Origin of the sequence: Mesorhizobium sp. AR10, assembly GCF_024746795.1 — a bacterium.
Classification (GTDB): Bacteria; Pseudomonadota; Alphaproteobacteria; order Rhizobiales; family Rhizobiaceae; genus Mesorhizobium.
Window position 1 is genome coordinate 201,054 of record NZ_CP080524.1, and the last position, 19,725, is coordinate 220,778.

Annotated in this window: 15 protein-coding genes; 8 read left to right on the forward strand and 7 right to left on the reverse strand. The window is 63.1% G+C overall.

Annotated elements, in window-relative coordinates; all coding sequences use genetic code 11:
- Positions 1-9: 9 nt before the first annotated feature.
- The 3 genes from ggt to LHFGNBLO_RS04465 all read right to left on the reverse strand — a co-directional run bounded on the left by ggt (position 10) and on the right by LHFGNBLO_RS04465 (position 5,249).
- Positions 10-1,749, reverse strand: a complete 1,740-nt coding sequence (gene ggt / locus LHFGNBLO_RS04455) for a gamma-glutamyltransferase (protein ID WP_258604703.1) — start codon at positions 1,747-1,749, stop codon at positions 10-12.
- A 96-nt stretch (positions 1,750-1,845) separates the two neighbouring features.
- On the reverse strand, positions 1,846-3,135 hold the full coding sequence (rhaI, locus tag LHFGNBLO_RS04460; RefSeq protein WP_258604704.1) for an L-rhamnose catabolism isomerase: 1,290 nt from the start codon (positions 3,133-3,135) through the stop codon (positions 1,846-1,848).
- A gap of 11 nt (positions 3,136-3,146) precedes the next feature.
- A complete protein-coding gene (locus LHFGNBLO_RS04465; RefSeq protein ID WP_258604706.1) occupies positions 3,147-5,249 on the reverse strand; it encodes a bifunctional rhamnulose-1-phosphate aldolase/short-chain dehydrogenase in 2,103 nt (700 codons plus the stop codon).
- A 187-nt stretch (positions 5,250-5,436) separates the two neighbouring features.
- Here LHFGNBLO_RS04465 and LHFGNBLO_RS04470 point away from each other — a divergent pair, with 187 nt between their 5' ends.
- From LHFGNBLO_RS04470 to LHFGNBLO_RS04500, 7 genes are all read left to right on the forward strand, one after another.
- A complete protein-coding gene (locus LHFGNBLO_RS04470) occupies positions 5,437-6,246 on the forward strand; it encodes a DeoR/GlpR family DNA-binding transcription regulator (protein WP_258604708.1) in 810 nt (269 codons plus the stop codon).
- Positions 6,247-6,299: 53 nt separating this feature from the next.
- Positions 6,300-7,295, forward strand: a complete 996-nt coding sequence (gene rhaS / locus LHFGNBLO_RS04475; protein WP_258604709.1) for a rhamnose ABC transporter substrate-binding protein — start codon at positions 6,300-6,302, stop codon at positions 7,293-7,295.
- Positions 7,296-7,378: 83 nt separating this feature from the next.
- Positions 7,379-8,920, forward strand: a complete 1,542-nt coding sequence (locus LHFGNBLO_RS04480) for a sugar ABC transporter ATP-binding protein (RefSeq protein ID WP_258604711.1) — start codon at positions 7,379-7,381, stop codon at positions 8,918-8,920.
- On the forward strand, positions 8,917-9,894 hold the full coding sequence (locus tag LHFGNBLO_RS04485; protein ID WP_258604712.1) for an ABC transporter permease: 978 nt from the start codon (positions 8,917-8,919) through the stop codon (positions 9,892-9,894). Before LHFGNBLO_RS04480 ends, LHFGNBLO_RS04485 begins: the two co-directional genes overlap by 4 nt.
- Entirely contained in the window at positions 9,891-10,892 is a 1,002-nt protein-coding gene (locus LHFGNBLO_RS04490) for an ABC transporter permease (RefSeq protein ID WP_258604714.1), read from the forward strand. Before LHFGNBLO_RS04485 ends, LHFGNBLO_RS04490 begins: the two co-directional genes overlap by 4 nt.
- A complete protein-coding gene (rhaM, locus tag LHFGNBLO_RS04495; RefSeq protein WP_258604715.1) occupies positions 10,892-11,209 on the forward strand; it encodes an L-rhamnose mutarotase in 318 nt (105 codons plus the stop codon). The genes LHFGNBLO_RS04490 and rhaM overlap by 1 nt, the downstream gene beginning before the upstream one ends.
- A complete protein-coding gene (locus LHFGNBLO_RS04500; RefSeq protein ID WP_258604716.1) occupies positions 11,206-12,582 on the forward strand; it encodes an FGGY-family carbohydrate kinase in 1,377 nt (458 codons plus the stop codon). Before rhaM ends, LHFGNBLO_RS04500 begins: the two co-directional genes overlap by 4 nt.
- Position 12,583: 1 nt before the next feature.
- Here the strand turns inward: LHFGNBLO_RS04500 and LHFGNBLO_RS04505 are convergent, their stop codons facing one another.
- The 3 genes from LHFGNBLO_RS04505 to galE all read right to left on the reverse strand — a co-directional run bounded on the left by LHFGNBLO_RS04505 (position 12,584) and on the right by galE (position 16,773).
- Entirely contained in the window at positions 12,584-14,410 is a 1,827-nt protein-coding gene (locus LHFGNBLO_RS04505; protein WP_258604718.1) for an alanine racemase, read from the reverse strand.
- Positions 14,411-14,413: 3 nt separating this feature from the next.
- Positions 14,414-15,664 (reverse strand): D-amino acid dehydrogenase, encoded by a 1,251-nt coding sequence (locus LHFGNBLO_RS04510; RefSeq protein ID WP_258604720.1) that lies wholly within the window; start codon positions 15,662-15,664, stop codon positions 14,414-14,416.
- A 113-nt stretch (positions 15,665-15,777) separates the two neighbouring features.
- A complete protein-coding gene (gene galE, locus LHFGNBLO_RS04515; protein WP_258604722.1) occupies positions 15,778-16,773 on the reverse strand; it encodes a UDP-glucose 4-epimerase GalE in 996 nt (331 codons plus the stop codon).
- Positions 16,774-17,051: 278 nt separating this feature from the next.
- On the opposite strand from galE, the gene hemA reads away from it, so the two are divergent.
- Positions 17,052-18,329: a 5-aminolevulinate synthase gene (gene hemA / locus LHFGNBLO_RS04520; protein WP_258604723.1), complete on the forward strand. Its 1,278-nt coding sequence runs from the start codon at positions 17,052-17,054 to the stop codon at positions 18,327-18,329.
- 150 nt (positions 18,330-18,479) lie between these two features.
- Here the strand turns inward: hemA and LHFGNBLO_RS04525 are convergent, their stop codons facing one another.
- The gene (locus LHFGNBLO_RS04525) at positions 18,480-19,646 is read right to left on the reverse strand and encodes a pyridoxal phosphate-dependent aminotransferase (protein WP_258604724.1); all 1,167 of its coding nucleotides are present in this window, start codon (positions 19,644-19,646) and stop codon (positions 18,480-18,482) included.
- Positions 19,647-19,725: the final 79 nt, after the last annotated feature.

Sequence of the window (19,725 nt, forward strand, 5' to 3'; positions counted from 1 at the left end):
GAGCGAAGTCTAATAGCCAAGTGCCTCGCCGGATGCGGCGCGGCTGTCGATGGCGCCGTTGTAGCGTGCGCCGCCGCCCTTCTCGATTTCCGCCAGGCTCTTGCCGCCGACCAGGATGCCGGCAGCCTGGCCCCAGGTCGTATCTCCCAGATCAAGGTGGTAGCCCATGCCGGCCAGCAATCTTTCGGTATCCGGCGAAAGTCCGAATGGCTCGACATAGACCGTGTCGGGCAGCCACTGGTGATGAATGCGCGGCGCGTCAATGGCCTCCTGGATGTTCATGCCATGGTCGATGACGTTGACGATGGCCTCCAGCGTGATGGTGATGATGCGCGAGCCGCCTGGGCTGCCGATGACCATGAACGGCTTGCCGTCCTTGGCCACCACTGTCGGGCTCATCGACGACAGCGGCGTCTTCCTCGGCTGGATGGCATTCGCCTCGCCCTGGACCAGGCCGTAGAGATTGGGCACGCCCGGCTTCAGGGTGAAATCATCCATCTCGTTGTTGAGCAGGATGCCGGTGCCGCCGGCAACGACGCCGGCACCGAAGGAGCCGTTCAGCGTATAGGTCACCGCAACCGCATTGCCGTCATTGTCGATGATCGAATAGTGCGTCGTCTCCTTGCTCTCGCCAAAACCCTTCGGCATCAGGTCCTGCGACACGCCTGCCCGGAACGGGTCGATCTTTTCACGGATATCCTTGGCATAGCTCTTGTCCAGCAGTTTCGAGACTGGGTTGTCGACGAAATCAGGGTCGCCGAGCGCCGAATTGCGGTCGACATAGGCATAGCGCATCGCCTCGACCATGACGTGGACCGTCTCGGCCGATCCGGCGCCGAGATAGGACAGCGGGTAACCTTCCAGCACGTTGAGGATTTCGCAGATGATGACGCCGCCGGAACTCGGCGGCGGCGAAGATGTGATCTCGTAGCCGCGATAGCTGCAGGTCACCGGCTTGAGTTCGCGGACCGCATATTGTTCGAAATCCGGCTTGGCCAGAATACCGCCCTTGGCGCCGCTCGCCTTGACGATAGCGTCAGCGATCGCGCCCTTGTAGAAGGCATCAGGGCCCCTTTCGGAAATAGCGGCGAGCGAGGCGGCAAGGTCGGGCTGGATGAGCCGATCGCCAATGGCGTAGGTCTTGCCATCCGGCTTCAGGAAAATGGCAGCGGCGGCAGGGTCCTTCGCCAGCCGCTCCGCGCTGCGCTCGAGCGAGGCGACATCGCCCTGCTCCAGGACGAAGCCGTCCTTGGCGAAGCGGATGGCCGGTTCCATCAAGTCCTGCCGGGTCAGCGTGCCGTATTTTTCACGCGCGGTCTCGAAGCCGGCGACGGAACCGGGCACGCCGACGGCGAGATAGCCGTCAAGGCTGGCGCCCTTCACCGGCTTGCCGTCCTTGTCGAGATACATGGTCTTGGTCGCCGCAAGCGGCGCCCGTTCGCGGAAATCGAGAAAGGTCGATTTGCCGTCCTTGAAGCGGATGGTCATGAAGCCGCCACCACCGATATTGCCGGCATTGGGGTAGACAACGGCCAGCGCGTAGCCGACAGCGACCGCCGCATCGACGGCGTTGCCGCCTTTCCTGAGCACCTCGACGCCGACTTCCGACGCCAGGTGCTGGGCGGTCACCACCATGCCATGCTCGCCCTTCGCTGGCGCCGGCGAGGCGGCAAAAGTCGCCTGCAGCGGGACGAGCGCGAAAGCAAGCGAGAGACTGACGGCGATCAGGGTTCGACTGACGTGGCGCATGGCGGTGCTCCTGGGGGTGCGCCTAGAAGAACCCGTCGCAGCGGCCGAGTCCACCATCAATGGCGACCAGGCGCATCAATTCAGATGTCAGGCGCGTCAGACGATGCCGCCGCTCCCGCCGGCAACCGCGGGCCGTTCCGCCGCAACCTTCGCCCGATACCCAGCCGCGCGGTAGGCAGCGACCGGATCGATGGCGCCGCCTGTCTTCAGCCGCGTCATGGCCAGGATCGGCTCGACATCGGTGCGGTAGGCGATTTTCAGCGCCTGCGTCGCCATCAGCGCGTCATTGGCGTCCTGGAAGCCTTCCAGCGCCTTGCGGTTGACCAGCAACGCCTGCGCATAGGCACGCTGCACCTCGACCGCCGACAGCATCAGGCTTTCGATCGGATCGGTGACATTGTGGCTCTGGTCGAGCATGTGGGCCGGATCAAAACCTTCGGCGCCTGAAAGCTCGGCATCGACCAGTTCATTGAAGACGAGGAACAGCCGGTAGGGATCGATCGAACCGGCGTCGAGGTCGTCATCGCCATATTTCGAATCGTTGAAATGGAAGCCGCCGAGCTTTTTGAACTGGATCAGCCGCGACACGATCATCTCGATGTTGACGTTGGGCGCGTGATGGCCGAGGTCGACCAGGCAGAACGCCTTGTCACCCAATTCCTGCGCGATCATGTAGTTGGTGCCCCAATCCTGCACGACGGTGGAGTAGAAGGCCGGCTCGTACATCTTGTGCTCGGAAAACAGCTTCCAGTCCGCGGGCAGCCCGGCGTAAATCTCCTTCATGGCATCGAGATAGCGCTCGAACGCCTTGGCGAAATTCACCTGGCCGGGAAAGTTCGAGCCATCGCCGATCCATACCGTCAGTGCCTTGGAACCCAGTGTCCTGCCGATCTCGATGCATTCGAGATTGTGCTCGACCGCCTGACGGCGCGTGCCGGCATCGGCATGCGACAATGAGCCGAACTTGTAGGACAGCGTCTGGTCCCTGGCGTCGGAGAAGGTGTTGGAGTTCATGGCATCAAAGCCGAGGCCGAAGCGCGACGCCGCCTGTTTCAGCCGGTTCGGATCGGCCTTGTCCCAGGGAATGTGCAGCGAGACGGTCGGCGTCGCCTGCGTCAATTGCCGGATAACGGCGCAATCCTCGATCTTGTCGAAGATATCGCGCGGCTCACCGGCACCGGGAAAGCGGGCAAAACGCGTGCCCCCGGTGCCAACGCCCCAGGAGGGGATGGCCACGGCGAATTTTTCGACCTTGTCCCTGATAGCGTCGATGGCGATGCCGCGGCGGTCGAGCCGCTCGCCAAGCGAATGGTAGTCGCGCTCAAGGTCGGCCTTGCGGGCGGCATTGTCCTTGTCCACGACATCGGCCGAGATGATCCGTTCCATGGCGACCCCGCTCAGCGCGTGAACGACTGGGCGTTGCCCGCGTCGACATTGATGATGTTGCCGGTGGACTTGGCCGACATGTCGGAGGCGAAGAAATAGATCGCCTCGGCGATGTCTTCCGGAAAGACCGAGCGCTTCAGCATCGAGCGCGCGCGATAGTGCTCCTCGAGATCGTCGGTCGACATCTTGTAGGCGGCAGCGCGCTGTTCCTTCCACTCGCCGGTCCATATCTTCGAGCCGCGCAAAACGGCGTCGGGATTGACGACGTTGACCCTGATCTGCGCTTCCGCGCCTTCCAGCGCCAGGCAGCGCGCCAGATGGATTTCGGCTGCTTTGGCGGTGCAATAGGCAGCGGCGTTGGGCGATGCGGCAAGCCCGTTCTTGGAAGCGACGAAAATGACGTTGCCGCCGATCTTCTGCGCGCGAAACAGCCGGAAGGCTTCCCGCGACACCAGGAAATAACCGGTCGACAGGATGTCCATGTTCTTGTTCCACAGCGCCAGCGTGGTTTCCTCGATGGGAGCGGATGAGGCCAGGCCGGCGTTGGACACCAGGATGTCGATGCCGCCGAATTCGACCGCCGTCTCGGCGAAGCCAGAGATGACCTGGTCCTCCGATGTGACGTTGATCAGCACCGGGCGCACGAAATCCTTGCCATAGGCCTTGGCCAGCTCGTCATTGGCGCTGGCGAGTGCGGTCTCATCGATGTCGGCCAGCACCACGCAGGCGCCTTCGCGCAGCAGCCGGTTGGCCGTCGCCCGGCCGATGCCACCGGCGCCGCCGGTGACCAGCGCGATTCGGCCGGCCAGCGCCTTTGGCTTGGGCATGCGCTGCAGCTTCAGATCCTCGAGCAGCCAGTATTCGATGTCGAAGGCCTCCTGTGCGGGCAGGCCGACATAGGACGAGACGGTCGAGGCGCCGCGCATGACATTGATGGCATTGACATAGAACTCGGCCGAAATGCGCGCCGTCGCCCTGTCGCCGGCGAAAGTGAACATGCCGACGCCGGGCATCAGGTAGACCACGGCATTCGGGTCGCGGATGGCGGGCGAATCCGCATGCTTGCAGCTGTCGTAGTAGGCTTGGTAGCCAACGCGATAGGCGGCGACATCGTCAGGGAGACGGGCGATGGCGGCATCGACGTCCGGCTTGGCGGGATCGAATTCGATGACCAGCGGCCGGATCTTGGTGCGCAGGAAATGGTCCGGGCAGGACGTGCCAAGTGCTGCCAGCGGGCGCAAATCCCTGGAATTGACGAATTCGAGCACGGCGGGCGAATCGTCGAAATGGCCGAGCTTGTGGCTCTTTTCCGAGATCAGGCCGCGAATCCTCGGCATCAGTTTTGCTGCCACGGCGCGACGTGTCGGCGCATCAAGCGATTTGACCACTTCGCCACCGAAGATCGCCACGCCATCGGACCGGCGCTCGAACCATTCGATCGCCTGGTTGATCACCGAGATCGTCGTTTCGTAGCACTCCTTAGGGGTGTCGCCCCAGGTGAACAGGCCGTGGCTTTCAAGAATGACGCCCTTGGCGGTGGGATGTTCGAGGCAGAATTTTTCCAGCCACAGGCCGAGTTCGAAGCCCGGACGCTTCCACGGCAGCCAACCGATGGCCTCGCCGAAGATCTCCTTGGTCAGCGCCTTCGAATCCTTGGCCGCGGCAATGGCGATGATGGCGTCGGGGTGCATGTGGTCGACATAGGGTCTCGGCACGAAGGCGTGCAACGGCGTGTCGATAGAGGCCGCGCGCGGATTGAGGTTGAAGGTGCAGTGAGGCAGATAGCCTACCATCTCGTCCTCATGCTCGACGCCGCGATAAAGACCCTTCAGGGCGCGCAGCTTGTCCATGTAGAGCGTGGCAAAACCGTCAAGCTTGATCGAGGCGCTGTCGCCACCCGAGCCTTTCACCCACAGCACCTCCACGCTCTCGCCGGAGAGCGGGTCCTTTTGCCAGATCTTGGAGGAGGTGTTGCCGCCACCGTAATTGGTGACGCGCTTGTCGGAACCAAGCACATTCGAGCGATAGACGAGGCGTTCCGGCTCGCTCATCGGAGCTGCCTTGGCGTCATCCCACAAATTGGCGAGGCGCGTGCCGGAGCGCTTGTCGAGCATTGATGAATCCTCCCGTGAGACGCGCAAACGATGCCGCCAATTTAGGCTGAATGTCCACGGAAGCGTCCGATTTGTCAATCACAAACGATCAATATCGATCATATTGCACTGCACAATGAAATTATATGATTGGAAATGATTGACACTGCGCGTTTTGGGTGCCTAGATGTGCAGGCAGGGAGGAACCATGCACGAGAAAGAACGCCACAGGATCATTCTGTCCGCCGTCCAGGAAAAGCCTGTGGTGACGGTGCAGGAGATGGTCGACCTGACGGACTCGTCCGAAGCGACGATCCGGCGTGACATCGCGGCCTTGCATGTGCAAAAGCGGCTGCGCCGCGTGCGTGGCGGCGCCGAGGCAATCTCGCCGCCGCAGTTCATCGGCCTTGCCGGCCGGCCATTCTCCGTCAACGAGACGCTGAACGCCTCGCAGAAGCGGGCGATCGCGCGGGAAGCGGTGGAATTGTGCAAGGACGGCGAGCCGATCATCATCAATGGCGGCACCACCACCTTCCAGATGGTGCATTTCCTGACGGGACGCCGCATGCCGATCTTCACCAATTCCTTCCCGATCGCAGAGCACCTGCTCAAGCACTCCAAAAACACGGTGATGCTGTCGGGCGGCACCATCTACCGCGAGCAGAACATCATCCTGTCGCCCTTCGACAATGACGTGACGCGCAATTTCTACGCACGCCGCATGTTCATGGGTGCACAAGGGCTCGGACCACTCGGCCTGATGGAAGGCGACCCGCTGCTGATTCAGGCCGAGCAGAAACTGATCGACCAGGCCGACGAGTTGGTGGTGCTGGTCGACTCCTCGAAATTCCGCAAACGCTCCAGCCTGATCCTGTGCGGCCTGTCGCGCATCGCCACCGTCATCACCGATGACGGCATCGAGGACCGGGAAGCCAAGATGTTGGAGACCGCAGGCGTGACGCTGATCGTCGCCAGCAAACAGACTAGCAACAAGGAAGAATCTTCACTGCAGGCCTGAGACAACTCACGCCGCAGCGGCGATGGAATGCAACGCTCAAGGGAGGATATTCGATGAGCTTTCTGAAAAAACTGATGGTTACGGCGGCGTTTTCGGCCGCCATGTTCGTGAATGCCGCCTATGCCGAGAACGTCAAGATCGCACTGGTGGTCAAGTCGCTCGGCAATGGCTTCTTCGACGCCGCCAACAAGGGCGCCGAAGAGGCGGCCAAGGAACTCGGCGATGTCGACATCATCTACACCGGCCCGACCAAGGCCACCGCCGAAGCGCAGATCGAGGTGGTCAATTCGCTGATCGCCCAGAAGGTCAACGCCATCGCCATTTCGGCCAATGACGCCGACGCGCTGGTTCCCGCGCTGAAGAAGGCCATGGAACGCGGCATCACTGTCATCTCGTGGGATTCGGGCGTCGCCCCGGAAGGCCGCCAGCTCCACCTCAACCCGTCCGACACCGGCCTGATCGGCGAGACCATCATCAAGCTTGCCGCAGACTACCTGCCGGAAGGCGGCGAAGTCGCCATCCTGTCGGCTTCGTCCACCGCGACCAACCAGAACGCCTGGATCGATGCGGCGAAGAAAATCCTGCCGGAGAAATTCCCCAAGATCAAACTCGTCGCCACTGTCTATGGCGATGACGACTCGGCCAAGAGCACGGACGAAGCCAAGGGCCTCTTGAAGTCCTATCCGAACCTCAAGGCGATTATCGCACCGACCACCGTCGGCGTCGTTGCCGCTGCCCAGGTGGTGACCGACGAAGGCCTGATCGGCAAGGTCAATGTCACCGGCCTGGCGCTGCCGTCCGAGTTCAAGAAGTTCATCGACAACGGTTCCAGCCAAGCGGTCGCGCTGTGGAACCCGATCGACCTCGGCTACTCGGCCGTCTATCTCGCCCATGACCTGGCGGTGAAGAAGGAAGAAGCCAAGCCGGGCGCAACGCTGTCGATCGGCCGCGTCGGCAAGGTCACGCTCGACGACACCAACTCGGCTGCGATGGCTCCGCCCTTCCAGTTCGACAAGAGCAACATCGAAAAGTTCTCCAAGATCTATTGATCCTGGCGCATTCGGCCTGGCGCGGCGGGACCAAAATCCCGCCGCGGCTTTAAACGGACCTTATTTCAGGGCTTGATACGGATATGGACACGACAGCCCAGCACGACTTGGCAAAGGAACGGCCTTTGCCTTCCGGCCCGCGGTTGACGCTGGCCGGCATCTCGAAGAGCTTTCCCGGCGTGCGCGCGCTGCACGATGTCAGCCTGTCGCTTTACCCCGGACAGGTCACCGCGCTGATCGGCGAGAACGGCGCCGGCAAGTCGACGCTGGTTAAGATCATGACCGGCATCTACCAGCCGGATGCGGGCACCATCAGCATCGACGGCCAGACCGTCACCTTGCCCAGCGCCCACGCCGCTTTCGGGCATGGCATCACTGCCATCCATCAGGAAACCGTGCTGTTCGACGACTTGACGGTTGCCGAAAACATCTTTCTCGGCCACGCGCCGCGCACGCGCTTGCGCACCATCGACTGGCGCACGATGCGCAAGAACGCCATGGAAGTGCTCGGCACAATGGGCGCCAGCCATATCGACGCCGACGCGCGGCTGAAGGATCTCGGCATCGCCAACAAGCACCTGGTTGCCGTCGCCCGCGCCATGTCGATCGACGCGCAGATCGTCATCATGGACGAGCCGACCGCGGCACTTTCGCTGAAGGAGATCGAAGAGCTTTTCTTGCTGATCGAATTCCTCAAGAGCGAAGGCAAGGCGATCCTGTTCATCAGCCATAAGTTCGACGAGATCTACCGCATTGCCGATCGCTATACGGTGTTCCGCGACGGTGAGATGATCGGCGAAGGCCTGATCAAGGACGCCGGCCAGAGCCAGATCGTGCGCATGATGGTCGGCCGCTCCGTCGACCACATCTTTCCGCAGCGAAAGGCCGAAATCGGCGCGCCGGTGCTCGCTGTCTCCGGCCTGTCGCATCCGACCGAATTCGACGACATCGGCTTCGAATTGCACCGACGCGAAATCCTCGGCTTCTACGGCCTTGTCGGCGCCGGGCGCAGCGAGGTGATGCAGGCGATTGCCGGCATCACTCGCACCAGAAGCGGCACGATCACGCTGGAAGGCAAGGCCATCACGCCGAAATCGGCGGCGGACTCGATTGACGCCGGCATCGTCTACGTGCCGGAAGAGCGCGGCAAGCAAGGTGTGGTGATCGGTCTGCCGATCTTCCAGAATGTCTCGCTGCCGTCGCTCAAGCGCACGTCCAAGTCCGGCATGTTGCGGCTGGCGGAGGAGTTTGCGCTGGCCCGCTCCTACACCGAGCGGCTCGACCTGCGCGCCTCTTCGCTCAGCCAGGATGTCGGCACGCTATCGGGCGGGAACCAGCAGAAGATCGTCATCGCCAAATGGCTAGCGACCGCGCCCAAGGTGATCATCCTCGACGAACCGACCAAGGGCATCGACATCGGCTCCAAGGCCGCGGTGCACGGCTTCATGGCCGAGCTCGTCGCGCAGGGCCTGTCGGTGATCATGGTGTCTTCCGAACTGCCTGAAATCCTCGGCATGTCGGACCGGGTCGTGGTCATGCGCGAGGGCCGCATCGCATCGGTCTACGACAACAAGGGGCTTGACGCCGAGACGCTGGTCAAGACGGCAGCGGGGATTGCGGCATGAAGTCTTTTCTCAAATATCGCGAGGTCTGGCTGCTGGCGGCAATAGTGGTGCTGATCGGGCTGATCTCGACGCGCTTTCCAGGCTTTGCCGACCCGACCAATCTGCGCCAGGTGTTCAACGACACCTCTATCCTGATGATCCTGGCGCTGGGTCAGATGGTGGTGATCCTGACCCGCTCAATCGACCTGTCGATGGCCTCGAACCTGTGCTTCACCGGCATGGTGGTGGCGATGCTGAACGCCGCGCATCCGGCGATCCCGATCCCGTTCTTGATTGCGATTGCCCTACTTGTCGGGCTGGTGCTCGGCGCGATCAATGGCTTCCTGGTATGGAAGCTGAACATCCCTTCGATTGTGGTGACGCTCGGCACACTGACCATCTATCGCGGCGCCACCTTCGTTATATCAGGCGGCGCCTGGGTCAATGCCGACCAGATGAGCCCGGAATTCATCGGCCTGCAGCGCGCGGCGTTCTTGGGTATTCCGGTGCTGTCGTGGATCGCCATCCTGGTCATTGCCCTGTTCTTCCTCTTGATGACGCGCACCGCGCTCGGCCGCTCGATCTATGCCATCGGCGTCAACCCGACGGCCTCCGTCTACGCCGGCATCGATGTCGGCCGCACGAAATTCATCGTCTTCTGCATCTCGGGGATGATCGGTGGTCTCTGCGGCTACCTCTGGATCTCGCGTTACGTCATCGCGTCGGTCGAGGTCGCCAATGGCTATGAGCTCAACATCATCGCCGCCTGCGTCATCGGCGGCATCTCGATTGCCGGCGGCATCGGCTCGGTCGGCGGCGCCGTGCTCGGTGCGCTGTTCCTCGGCATCATCTCCAACGCCCTGCCGGTCATCAATATCTCGCCCTTCTGGCAGATGGCGATTTCGGGCAGTGCCATCATCCTGGCCGTGGTGCTCAACGCGCGTGGCGAACGCCGGCAGGGCCGCATCATCCTCAGAAAGGCGGAAGCGGCATGACCGATACCTCTGCCCCGCGCCACATCCCCAACCGGCTCGACAAGCCGCTGCGTTCGGCAATCTTCTCCTGGGAGGCTCTGCTGATCGTGGTCGCGGTCGCCATCTTTGCCGTCAACAGCTTCGCCTCGCCCTATTTCCTCGACCCGTGGTCGCTGTCGGACCTGACCTTCAACTTCACCGAAAAGGCGCTGATTGCGCTGGCCATGGCGCTGCTGATCATTTCCGGCGAGATCGACCTGTCGGTCGCCGCCATTGTGGCACTCGCCTCGACCATGATGGGCATGGCCGTGCAGGCCGGCGCCGGCACGCCGGTGCTGGTGGTGATCGGCATTGTGGTCGGGCTCGGCTGCGGCGCCTTCAACGGATTGCTCGTCACAAGGCTCGGACTCCCCTCAATCGTCGTCACCATCGGCACGATGAGCCTGTTTCGCGGCATTGCCTTCATCATCCTCGGCGACCAGGCCTACAAGGGCTACCCGCCGAGCTTTGCCTTCTTCGGCCAGGGCTATGTCTGGTGGGTGGTGTCGTTTGAACTGGTGCTCTTCCTCGTTGCGGCTGTTATCTACTGGTTCCTCCTGCACCGGACGAGTTTCGGCCGCCGCGTCTTTGCCATCGGCAACAACCCGGTCGCCGCACAGTTTTCCGGCGTGCGCGTCGGCCGTATCAAATTCATCCTGTTTTGCCTGACCGGGCTGATGGCGGGTATTGCCTCGGTGCTGATCACCTCGCGGCTCGGCTCGACGCGGCCGTCGATCGCGCAAGGCTACGAATTGGAGGTCATCACCATGGTGGTGCTCGGCGGCGTCAGCATCCTCGGCGGTGCCGGCAGCATCGCGGGTGTCGTGCTGGCCGCCTTCATCATGGGTCTGGTGACCTTCGGCCTTGGCCTGCTCAACGTGCCCGGCATCGTCATGTCGATCTTCATCGGCCTGCTGCTGATCGTCGTCATCGCGCTGCCGATCGTCTGGCGGCGGCTGCGCCCGGAGCGCTTCGCCTGATGGCTGAGAAATCCGCGTTCAAGATGAAGCTCAAGCCGGGCATGAAGGCCGAGTACAAGAAGCGCCACGACGAGATCTGGCCGTCGCTTGTCGCGCTGCTCAAGCAGGCCGGCGTTTCCGATTATTCGATCCATCTCGACGAGGAGACCAACACCTTGTTCGGTGTGCTGTGGCGGCGAGACGATCACGGCATGGCCGACCTGCCGAAGCATCCGGTGATGCAGCGCTGGTGGGCACACATGGCCGACATCATGGAGACCAGGCCGGACAATGAGCCGGTGGCAGTGCCGCTGGAAACCGTGTTCCATATGGAATGACGATGCGTCGCCATATCGCCGTCATCGATATCGGCAAGACCAACGCCAAGGTGGCGCTGGTCGACCTTGCTTCATTGAGCGAAGTCGCGCTGCGCCGCATGGCAAATGCGCCCGCGACCGACGGCCCCTACCCGCACCACGATGTCGAACGGTTGTGGTCGTTCATCCTCGACAGCCTCGCCGGGATCAATCGCGAGCAGCGCATCGATGCGATATCGATCACCACGCATGGTGCGACGGGAGTTCTGGTCGACGCGTCGGGCGAGCTGGCGCTACCGGTGCTCGACTATGAGTTCACCGGCCCGGACACCCTGGCTGCGGACTATGACGCGATCCGCTCGGCCTTTGTCGAAACCGGCACGCCGCGCCTGCCGATCGGTCTCAATCTCGGTGCGCAGTACTTCTGGCAGCAGAGGCGCTTTCCGGCTGAGTTTGCCAAGGCCGCCGCGATGCTGATGTATCCGCAATATTGGGCCTTGCGCCTGACCGGCGTCGCCGCCAATGAGGTGACTTCGCTCGGCTGCCACACGGACCTTTGGAACCCGTGGAAGGCCGACTTTTCATCAATGGTCGACAGATTGGGTTGGCGTCACCTGATGGCGCCAGTGCGGTTGGCAAAGGACCAGCTAGGCCCGATCCTGCCCGCCCTTGCCCGGCAAAGCGGGCTCGATCCGCAAATGCCGGTTCTCTGCGGCCTGCACGATTCCAACGCCTCGCTGCTGCCACATCTTCTATCAGACACGCCGCCTTTCTCGGTCGTGTCGACCGGCACCTGGGTGGTGTCGATGGCGGTCGGCGGCAGGCAGGTCACGCTCGACCCGGCGCGCGACACGCTGGTCAATGTCAACGCACTCGGCAATCCTGTGCTGTCGGCCCGCTTCATGGGCGGCCGCGAATTTTCTGTTCTGACGGAAGGCCAGTCGGAAGACTGGACCGAAGCCGATATTGCCGCGGTGCTGGCGCGAAAGGCATTCCTGCTGCCCTCGACCCAGCAGGGCTCGGGGCCGTTTCCGCATCAGGCCGCCACATGGCTCGATGCCGAAGGCATCAACGCTGGTCAGCGCTTTGCCGCGATCTCGTTCTATCTGGCGCTGATGACCGCGACCTGCCTCGAGCTGATCGGCGCAGACGGTCCGACCACCGTCGAAGGTCCCTTCGCCCGCAACCGGCTGTTTGTCAGCATGCTGGCGGCGGCGACGGTGCGTGCCGTGATTGCGTCGGAGGCCGCGACCGGTACCAGCATCGGCGCCGCGTTGCTGGCATCCGATCAGGGAATGACCCAGGGCAAAGGCGAGAAGACCGAACCGCCAACCGATCCAGCCTGGGCGAATTACGTGCGCTCCTGGCGTATCGCAGTCGACGCGCAGGGCTGATCTACAGAATCCGCTTGCCGAAAGCCGACATGACGAAGTTGACCGTATCAGTAGCGATCCGCGACTCGAGCTCCGCGGTCAGGCCGGAAACGTCCATCGACAACAGCCCACCGGATAGTGAGATCGCCTCCATCGCCTGATGCGTTTCGCGCACGGTGAGGCCGCCGGAGCCTGGCCCCCAGCCAGCGAATTCGGTGACATCAGGCGAATAGCTGACGTGGAAGCCTTGCGTGCCGGAGGTGGCGATGCGGATCGCCTCATGCATCAGGTCGCGCATGCCCATGGCGTCGATATCGGTCATGGTGAAGGCCGACACGCGCGAATCCTTCAGCACCCGCGCCTCGGCCGGGTCGGCATGACGCAGACCGACGATGACGACATTTTCCGGCGACAGCTGCGGCTGCAGCGCCCCGGGCTTGTGATCGAGGCCGAGCGTCCGCGCCAGCACCGAAGCCTCCGGCAGGTCGATACCGTCCTCGTCTTCGGGCATCAGTGCGGCGATGGAATCGATCCAGATCAAACCGAACGAATGGGTCGCCCGCGCGGTCGTGGTCAGTGCCTTGTGGGCGATGCGGCGGTCACTGCCGGCGGTGAGCCGGATTAGCCCGGAAGGCGGCCGCTCGACATCGGCCAACTCGACGACATCGAAGTTCATCGCCTCCAGCCGTGCACCGGTCGCTTCCCTGGCCAGGATGCCGCCGGCGGCCGGTTCGGCTGATATCGACACCATCTTGCGGCCGGAAAAATCCTCGACATCGTGCATCGGGGCCTTTTCGACATATTCCGAGGTCATCGCCATCAGCATGGCGCCATAGCTCATGCGGAAGGCGACGCGATCGCCGACAGCCGGTGGCGGATCTGCATCGGCCACGTCGAGAAGCAGATGATCGCTGGAGGCGCCGAGCACCCGCACCCCCTTGGCGATCGGCGTCAGCCCTTCGATCAACACGTCCTCGCGGCCGATATTGGCGATGGCGCGCAGCCTGTCGCCCTCGTCGGGAAACACCGGCTGGTTGCCGAAAGCGTCGTAGCCGGATTGGCCGATCGGCCGCGACGGCTTCAGCTTGACCTCGATGATGTCGCAGGTCAGGCGGCACGCATCGGGTTCGAGCTCGGCCCACGGCGTGTCGCGGAAGGTTTCGACGCCGCCTTGCAGGATCGCCTCGCCGACACGCAGATTGTTGATGCCGGCGGGCAATTTGCCTTCGAGCAGCAGCGTCAGCGACGATGACGCCCCGCCGGAAATCCAGTCGAGGCGACCGCCGGCAAGGCGCTCGGCCTTGTAGGCATGGGCGACGAGTTGCCCGAGATTTTCCTCGGTCGGCATGATGGCGCCGAAACAGCCGAGATTGGTGCCGATGCCGGCGATGCGCACGCCCTTGAGTGCGAGGATCTGCTCGACCGTCGGCACCAGATCCTTCGGCCAGATGCCTTCCCTGAGATCGCCGAGATCGATCATCAGCATGATGTCGTGGACACGGCCCATGCGCTCGGCGATGCGCGACAGTTCGCGGATGGTGGTGAGTTCGGATTGCAGGCTGACGTCGACGGTTCTCACCACCTCCTCGATGCGTGCCATGGGCGGGCTGCGCAGCAGCATGATCGGGGCATTGATGCCGCTGTCACGCAGCCGGCGGATGTTTTCGAAGCGCGATTCGGCGATGCCAGCGACGCCACCACGCAGCATGGCGCGCGCCACCTGCGGCATGCCGCAAGTGCCCTTGGTGACGCCGAAGATCTTGATGCCGGACAGCGAGCAGCGTTCGACGATGGTGCGCGCGTTGCGTTCGATACGGCCAAGGTCGATGGCGACTTGCGGTCCCGACATCGTTCAGTTCCTGTAGACCAGCCCTTGCGGGTCGATCTCCGGCTTGCGACCGGCGACCAGATCGGCAAGGAATTTTCCCGAACCGCAGGCCATGGTCCAGCCGACATGGCCATGGCCGGTGTCGAGGTAGAGGTTCGTGTAGCGCGCCCGGCCAATGACCGGCACCGAGTTCGGCATCATCGGCCTGAGTCCAGCCCAGAGCACGGCCTTCTTCTCGTCGAAGGCGCCGGGGAAAAGATCCTTTCCGGTTCTGAACATAGTGGCGAAATCGCTTGGCTTATGGGTGCGGTCGAAGCCGGTGAATTCGGCAGTCGAGGCAAGCCGCAGCCGGTTGCCGAGCCTGGAGTAGCCGATCAATTGGTCCTCGTCGGCGCCGCCCATGGTCGGCCCCTTGCTTTCGTCTTCCAGCGGGATCGTCGCGGTGTAGCCCTTCACCGGATAGACGGGCAGGTCGATGCCGTAGCGGCGGCCGAGCAGGCCGCTTTCCGGCCCCATCGAAATCACCACCGCGTCGCCGGTGATCGGGCCGGCCGAGGTCATCACCGCGCGCACGCGGTCGCCCTCGATGTCGAGGCCTTCGACCGTCGTGCCATAGAGAAACTTCACGCCGCGTTTGTCGGCGGCGTAGGCGGCGAGATTCTGCGTGAACTGGCTGGAGTCGCCGGTCTGATCGATCGGCGAATAGACGCCGCCGGCGATCTTGTCTTTCACACCGGCGAGACCCGGTTCGATCTCGATCAGCCGGTCGCGGCCAACGATCTCGATCGGCAGGCCATGCTCGGCGAGAAAGCGGTAGTTGTCGGTGCCGGTATCGAGACTGTGCTGCGAGCGGAAGAAATAGAGAATGCCCTTCTTGCGTTCGTCATAGTGAATGCCGGCGTCGGCCGAGATGGCGTTGATGCAATCGCGGGAATACAGCGCCAAGCGCAACTTGACCTGGCTGTTTGCACGCAGGCGAGCCTTTGTGCACTGCCTGAGGAAGCGCAGGCTCCAGGCGAGAAAATAGGGATCGAAGCGCAGCCGCACCTTGATGCCGAGATCATGGTTGTAGAGCGCACGCAGGAATGTCTTGAGCGCAGCGGGCGAGGCCCAGGCGGTGGCGTCCCCTGGCGATACCAGGCCGGCATTCGACTGGCTGGTGCCGCGCGCCGCCGCCGGATGGCGCTCGATGACGGTCACCTCGTGGCCATCGCTGGCCAGATAGTAGGCCGCTGCCGTGCCGACAACACCGGCCCCAAGCACCACGATCTTCATGCCATCCCCCAAAAGACCAGATACGGCGGAAGCGCCTCCACGCTTCGCCGCGACGCTCCTTCAATAGCGCTTAAGCGCTCAGCCGACGAGCCCTTGGATGAAAGTACCTGTCGTCAGCCCCGTGCGGAATTCTTGCTGGTCAGGATGCGCTCCCAGGCCAGCGCGTCGGCGACGATCTGGTCGAGATCGTCGCGCTGTGGGGTCCAGCCGAATTCGCTGCGCGCCAGCTCGGAATTGGCGACCACCGCGGCGGCGTCGCCCGGGCGGCGATCGCCCATGCGCACCTCGAAATCATGGCCGAAGGCGCGGCGCACGCTGTCGATGACTTCGAGCACCGAATAGCCGTGGCTGTAGCCGCAATTGGCGACCATGCTTGCCCCTCCGGCTCGCAGCCGCTCCAGCGCCAGCCGATGCGCCGCGGCCAGGTCGCTGACATGGATGTAGTCGCGCATGCAGGTGCCGTCCGGCGTCGGATAGTCGGTGCCGAACACCTGCATGAACGGGCGCTTGCCGAGCGCCGTCTCGCAAGCGACCTTGATCAGATGCGTGGCGCCCGGCGTCGACTGGCCGGTGCGGCCCTTTGGATCGGCGCCGGCAACGTTGAAGTAACGCAGCGCCGTGTAACGCAGCCCATGGGCTATGGCGGCGTCGCGCAGCATCCATTCGCTCATCAGCTTGGACAGGCCGTAGGGCGATTCGGGCGCAAGACGGGCGTCCTCGCGCACCGGTTCCAGCCCGGCGCCGCCATAGACGGCGGCCGTCGAGGAAAAGATGAAATTGGGCACGCCCTCGCGCACCGCCGTCTCGATCAGCGTGCGCGTCTTGCAGGTGTTGTTCTCGTAGTAGCCAAGCGGGTCGGCAACCGATTCGGGAACCACGATCGAGCCGGCGAAATGGATGATTGCGTCGACCTTGTTGTCGCGGATGATCCCGCCGACCAGCTCCCTGTCGGCGACATCGCCGACGACGAGCTTGGCCTCGGGCGCCACCGCCCATTCAAAACCTGTCGAAAGCCGGTCGAGAACGACGACGCTCTCACCCGCATCCAGCAATTCCCAGACCATATGGCTGCCGATATAGCCGGCGCCGCCCGTTACCAAAACCGTCATCCGCGTCCTCTTTACTCGTGATTTATCGGAAACTGTCTCAACGACCGCCTTACTGGAAAGCCTGCGGCAAGGCCATTAGAAACTCCTGAATGTTAAATCCGTAACAGTCTCACCGGCCTGCGGCATCGTACTGAAACAAAATTGATCCACATCAAGGGAATAGGCCACGATCCGGGATCGTTAGGAACAGGCCGAGGGCGTGGCATTTTGACCAAAAAGGTCCGGTGGACGCCGAATGAGGCAATGATTATGATCCCGCCCAAAATTGGAAAGTCGACATGAATTATCAGCGGTTCTTCGAGGAAGCGATCGACCAGCTCCATGCCGAGCGTCGCTACCGCGTCTTCGCCGACCTCGAGCGCATCGTCGGAAAATTTCCGCGCGCCATCTGGCGTGCCAATGGCCGCGCCGAGGAAATCACCGTCTGGTGCTCCAACGACTACCTCGGCATGGGCCAACATCCCGACGTCATTGCCGCGTTCCAGAACGCGGCCGGCAAGATGGGATCGGGCGCCGGCGGCACCCGCAACATTTCCGGCACCAGCAACCCGCTGGTCGAACTGGAACTTGAACTGGCCGACCTGCACGACAAGGAGGCCGCACTGGTCTTCACCTCCGGCTTCGTCTCCAACGAGGCGTCGATCTCGACCATTGCGCGGCTTTTGCCCAACTGCCTGATCATCTCGGACGAGCTGAACCATGCCTCGATGATCGAGGGCGTTCGACGCTCGGGCGCCGAGAAGAAGATTTTTCGCCACAATGACGTCGCCCACCTCGAGAGCCTGCTGCAGGCAGCGGGCCGCGAGCGCGCCAAGCTTATCGTTTTCGAGAGCGTCTATTCGATGGATGGCGACATTGCGCCGATCAGGCAGATCGTCGAGCTGGCCGAGCGCCACAACGCCATGACCTATATCGATGAGGTCCATGCCGTCGGCATGTACGGACCGCGCGGTGGCGGCATCACCGAGCGCGAGGGGCTGGCCGACCGCATCGACATCATCGAAGGCACGCTGGCCAAGGCGTTCGGCACGCTTGGCGGCTACATCACCGGCACCAGCGCGGTGATTGACGCAGTGCGCTCCTACGCGCCGGGCTTCATCTTCACCACGGCGCTGCCGCCGGCCGTCGCTGCTGCCGCCACCACCTCCATCCGCCATCTGAAGCGCTCGCAGGCCGAGCGCGATGCGCAATTGCGCCAGGCGACTCGGACCAAGGAGGTTCTCACTGCGGCCGGCCTGCCGGTGCTGGAATCCCCCACCCATATCGTTCCGCTGCTGGTCGGCGACCCGGAGCTGTGCAAGATGGCCAGCGACCGCCTGCTCGGCGTCCACGGCATCTACATCCAGCCGATCAACTATCCGACCGTGCCGCGCGGCACCGAGCGGCTGCGCATCACGCCGACGCCGTTCCATTCCGATGCATTGATCGCGTCGCTGCAGGATGCGCTGGTCGAGACCTGGGATGCGCTTGGCATCCCCTATGGTTCGGCAGGACGTCCCTCGGTCGCCAAGAGCGACCGCATCATTCCGTTGCTAGTGCCCAAGTCCGGCGGCTGAAGCCCGTTTGAAACTCTACTCCGACGGCCATCTGACGCAGCTTTCTGCGCTTCCGGTGCTCACGGACCCAAATGTCCGCTGCGCTCCGGTTCTCGAAATCCGCGCCAGCTGACTCGCCGGAGCGATTTTCAACTCGGGCTTCGCGGCAGCTCAGACAGTTTTCATCCACTTAGCCAACCGGTGCGCGGCTTCCTCGAGCTGATCGAGGCGGCGGTGGAAGCACAGTCTGAGGAAGGCTTCGCCACCGGGACCGAAGGCGGTGCCGGGCGCCAGGCCGACATTGGCGCGATCGACGATGTCGAAGGCGGCAGTGCGGGAATCGGTGATGCCGTCGACGGTGAAGAACAGATAGAATGCGCCCTGCGGCACAGTAAACCGCGCCTTGCCGGTTGCGCCAAGGATGTCGCAGACGAGGTCACGCGCCGCTCGCGCCCGTTCCACCTGCTCGATGATGAAAGCATCGCCTTCGTCCAGCGCCGCGACGGCGCCGCGCTGCATGAACTGGGCAACGCCTGACGTCGAATACTGGATCAGGTTTTCGAACACCTGCTGCAAGGCGGGATGGGTCTTGATCCAGCCAACGCGCCAACCGGTCATCGCCCAGTTCTTGGAGAAGCTGTTGACGAACAGGATGCGGTCTTCCCCCGTTGCGATGTCGAGGAAAGACGGCGCACGGCCATGGCCGTAGTGGAAATGCGAATAGATCTCGTCGGCGATGATCCACAGGTTCCTTTCGCGGGCGAGGTCGAGGATCGCCTGCTGCGTCTCGTGATCGGCGGTCCAGCCGGTCGGGTTGGACGGCGTGTTGACGAACAGCGCCTTTGTCCTGGGTGTGATCGCGGCCGCGATCTTGTCGACATCGCACGACCAGCCGTTGCCGGACTGGTCGAGCTTGACCGCAACCGGCACGGCGCCCGCCACACCGGCGGCGGCGGCGAAGTTCGGCCAGGCCGGCGACAGGTAGACGACCTCGTCGCCCGGGCCGGCAACCGCGTCGAGCGCCAGCTGGATGGCATGCATGCCCGAAGCGGTGACGATGAATTCTTCCTCGGCAAATGTCTTGCCGAAATGCCTGGCATAGTAGCGGGCCAGCGCTTGTCTCAAGTCCGGAATGCCCTTCTGCCAGGTGTAGAAGGTCTCGCCTGCGGCCAGTCCCCGGGCGGCGGCATCGCTGATGAAGGCAGGCGTCGGCAAGTCACCCTCGCCGGCCCAGAGCGGGATCAGTCCGTCGCGCAGGCGGCCGTGGTTGACGACGGCGACAATGCCGCTTTCGGGCGCGGCCAGAGCCTCGGCGCGCAAACTCTCGATCATGGTCATGGATAAGTCCGTTTTCGTCTCGGCGAGTGCTAGCGTGTTTTGCGACAGGCGAAAACAGAAAACCCCGGCCGCGAACGGC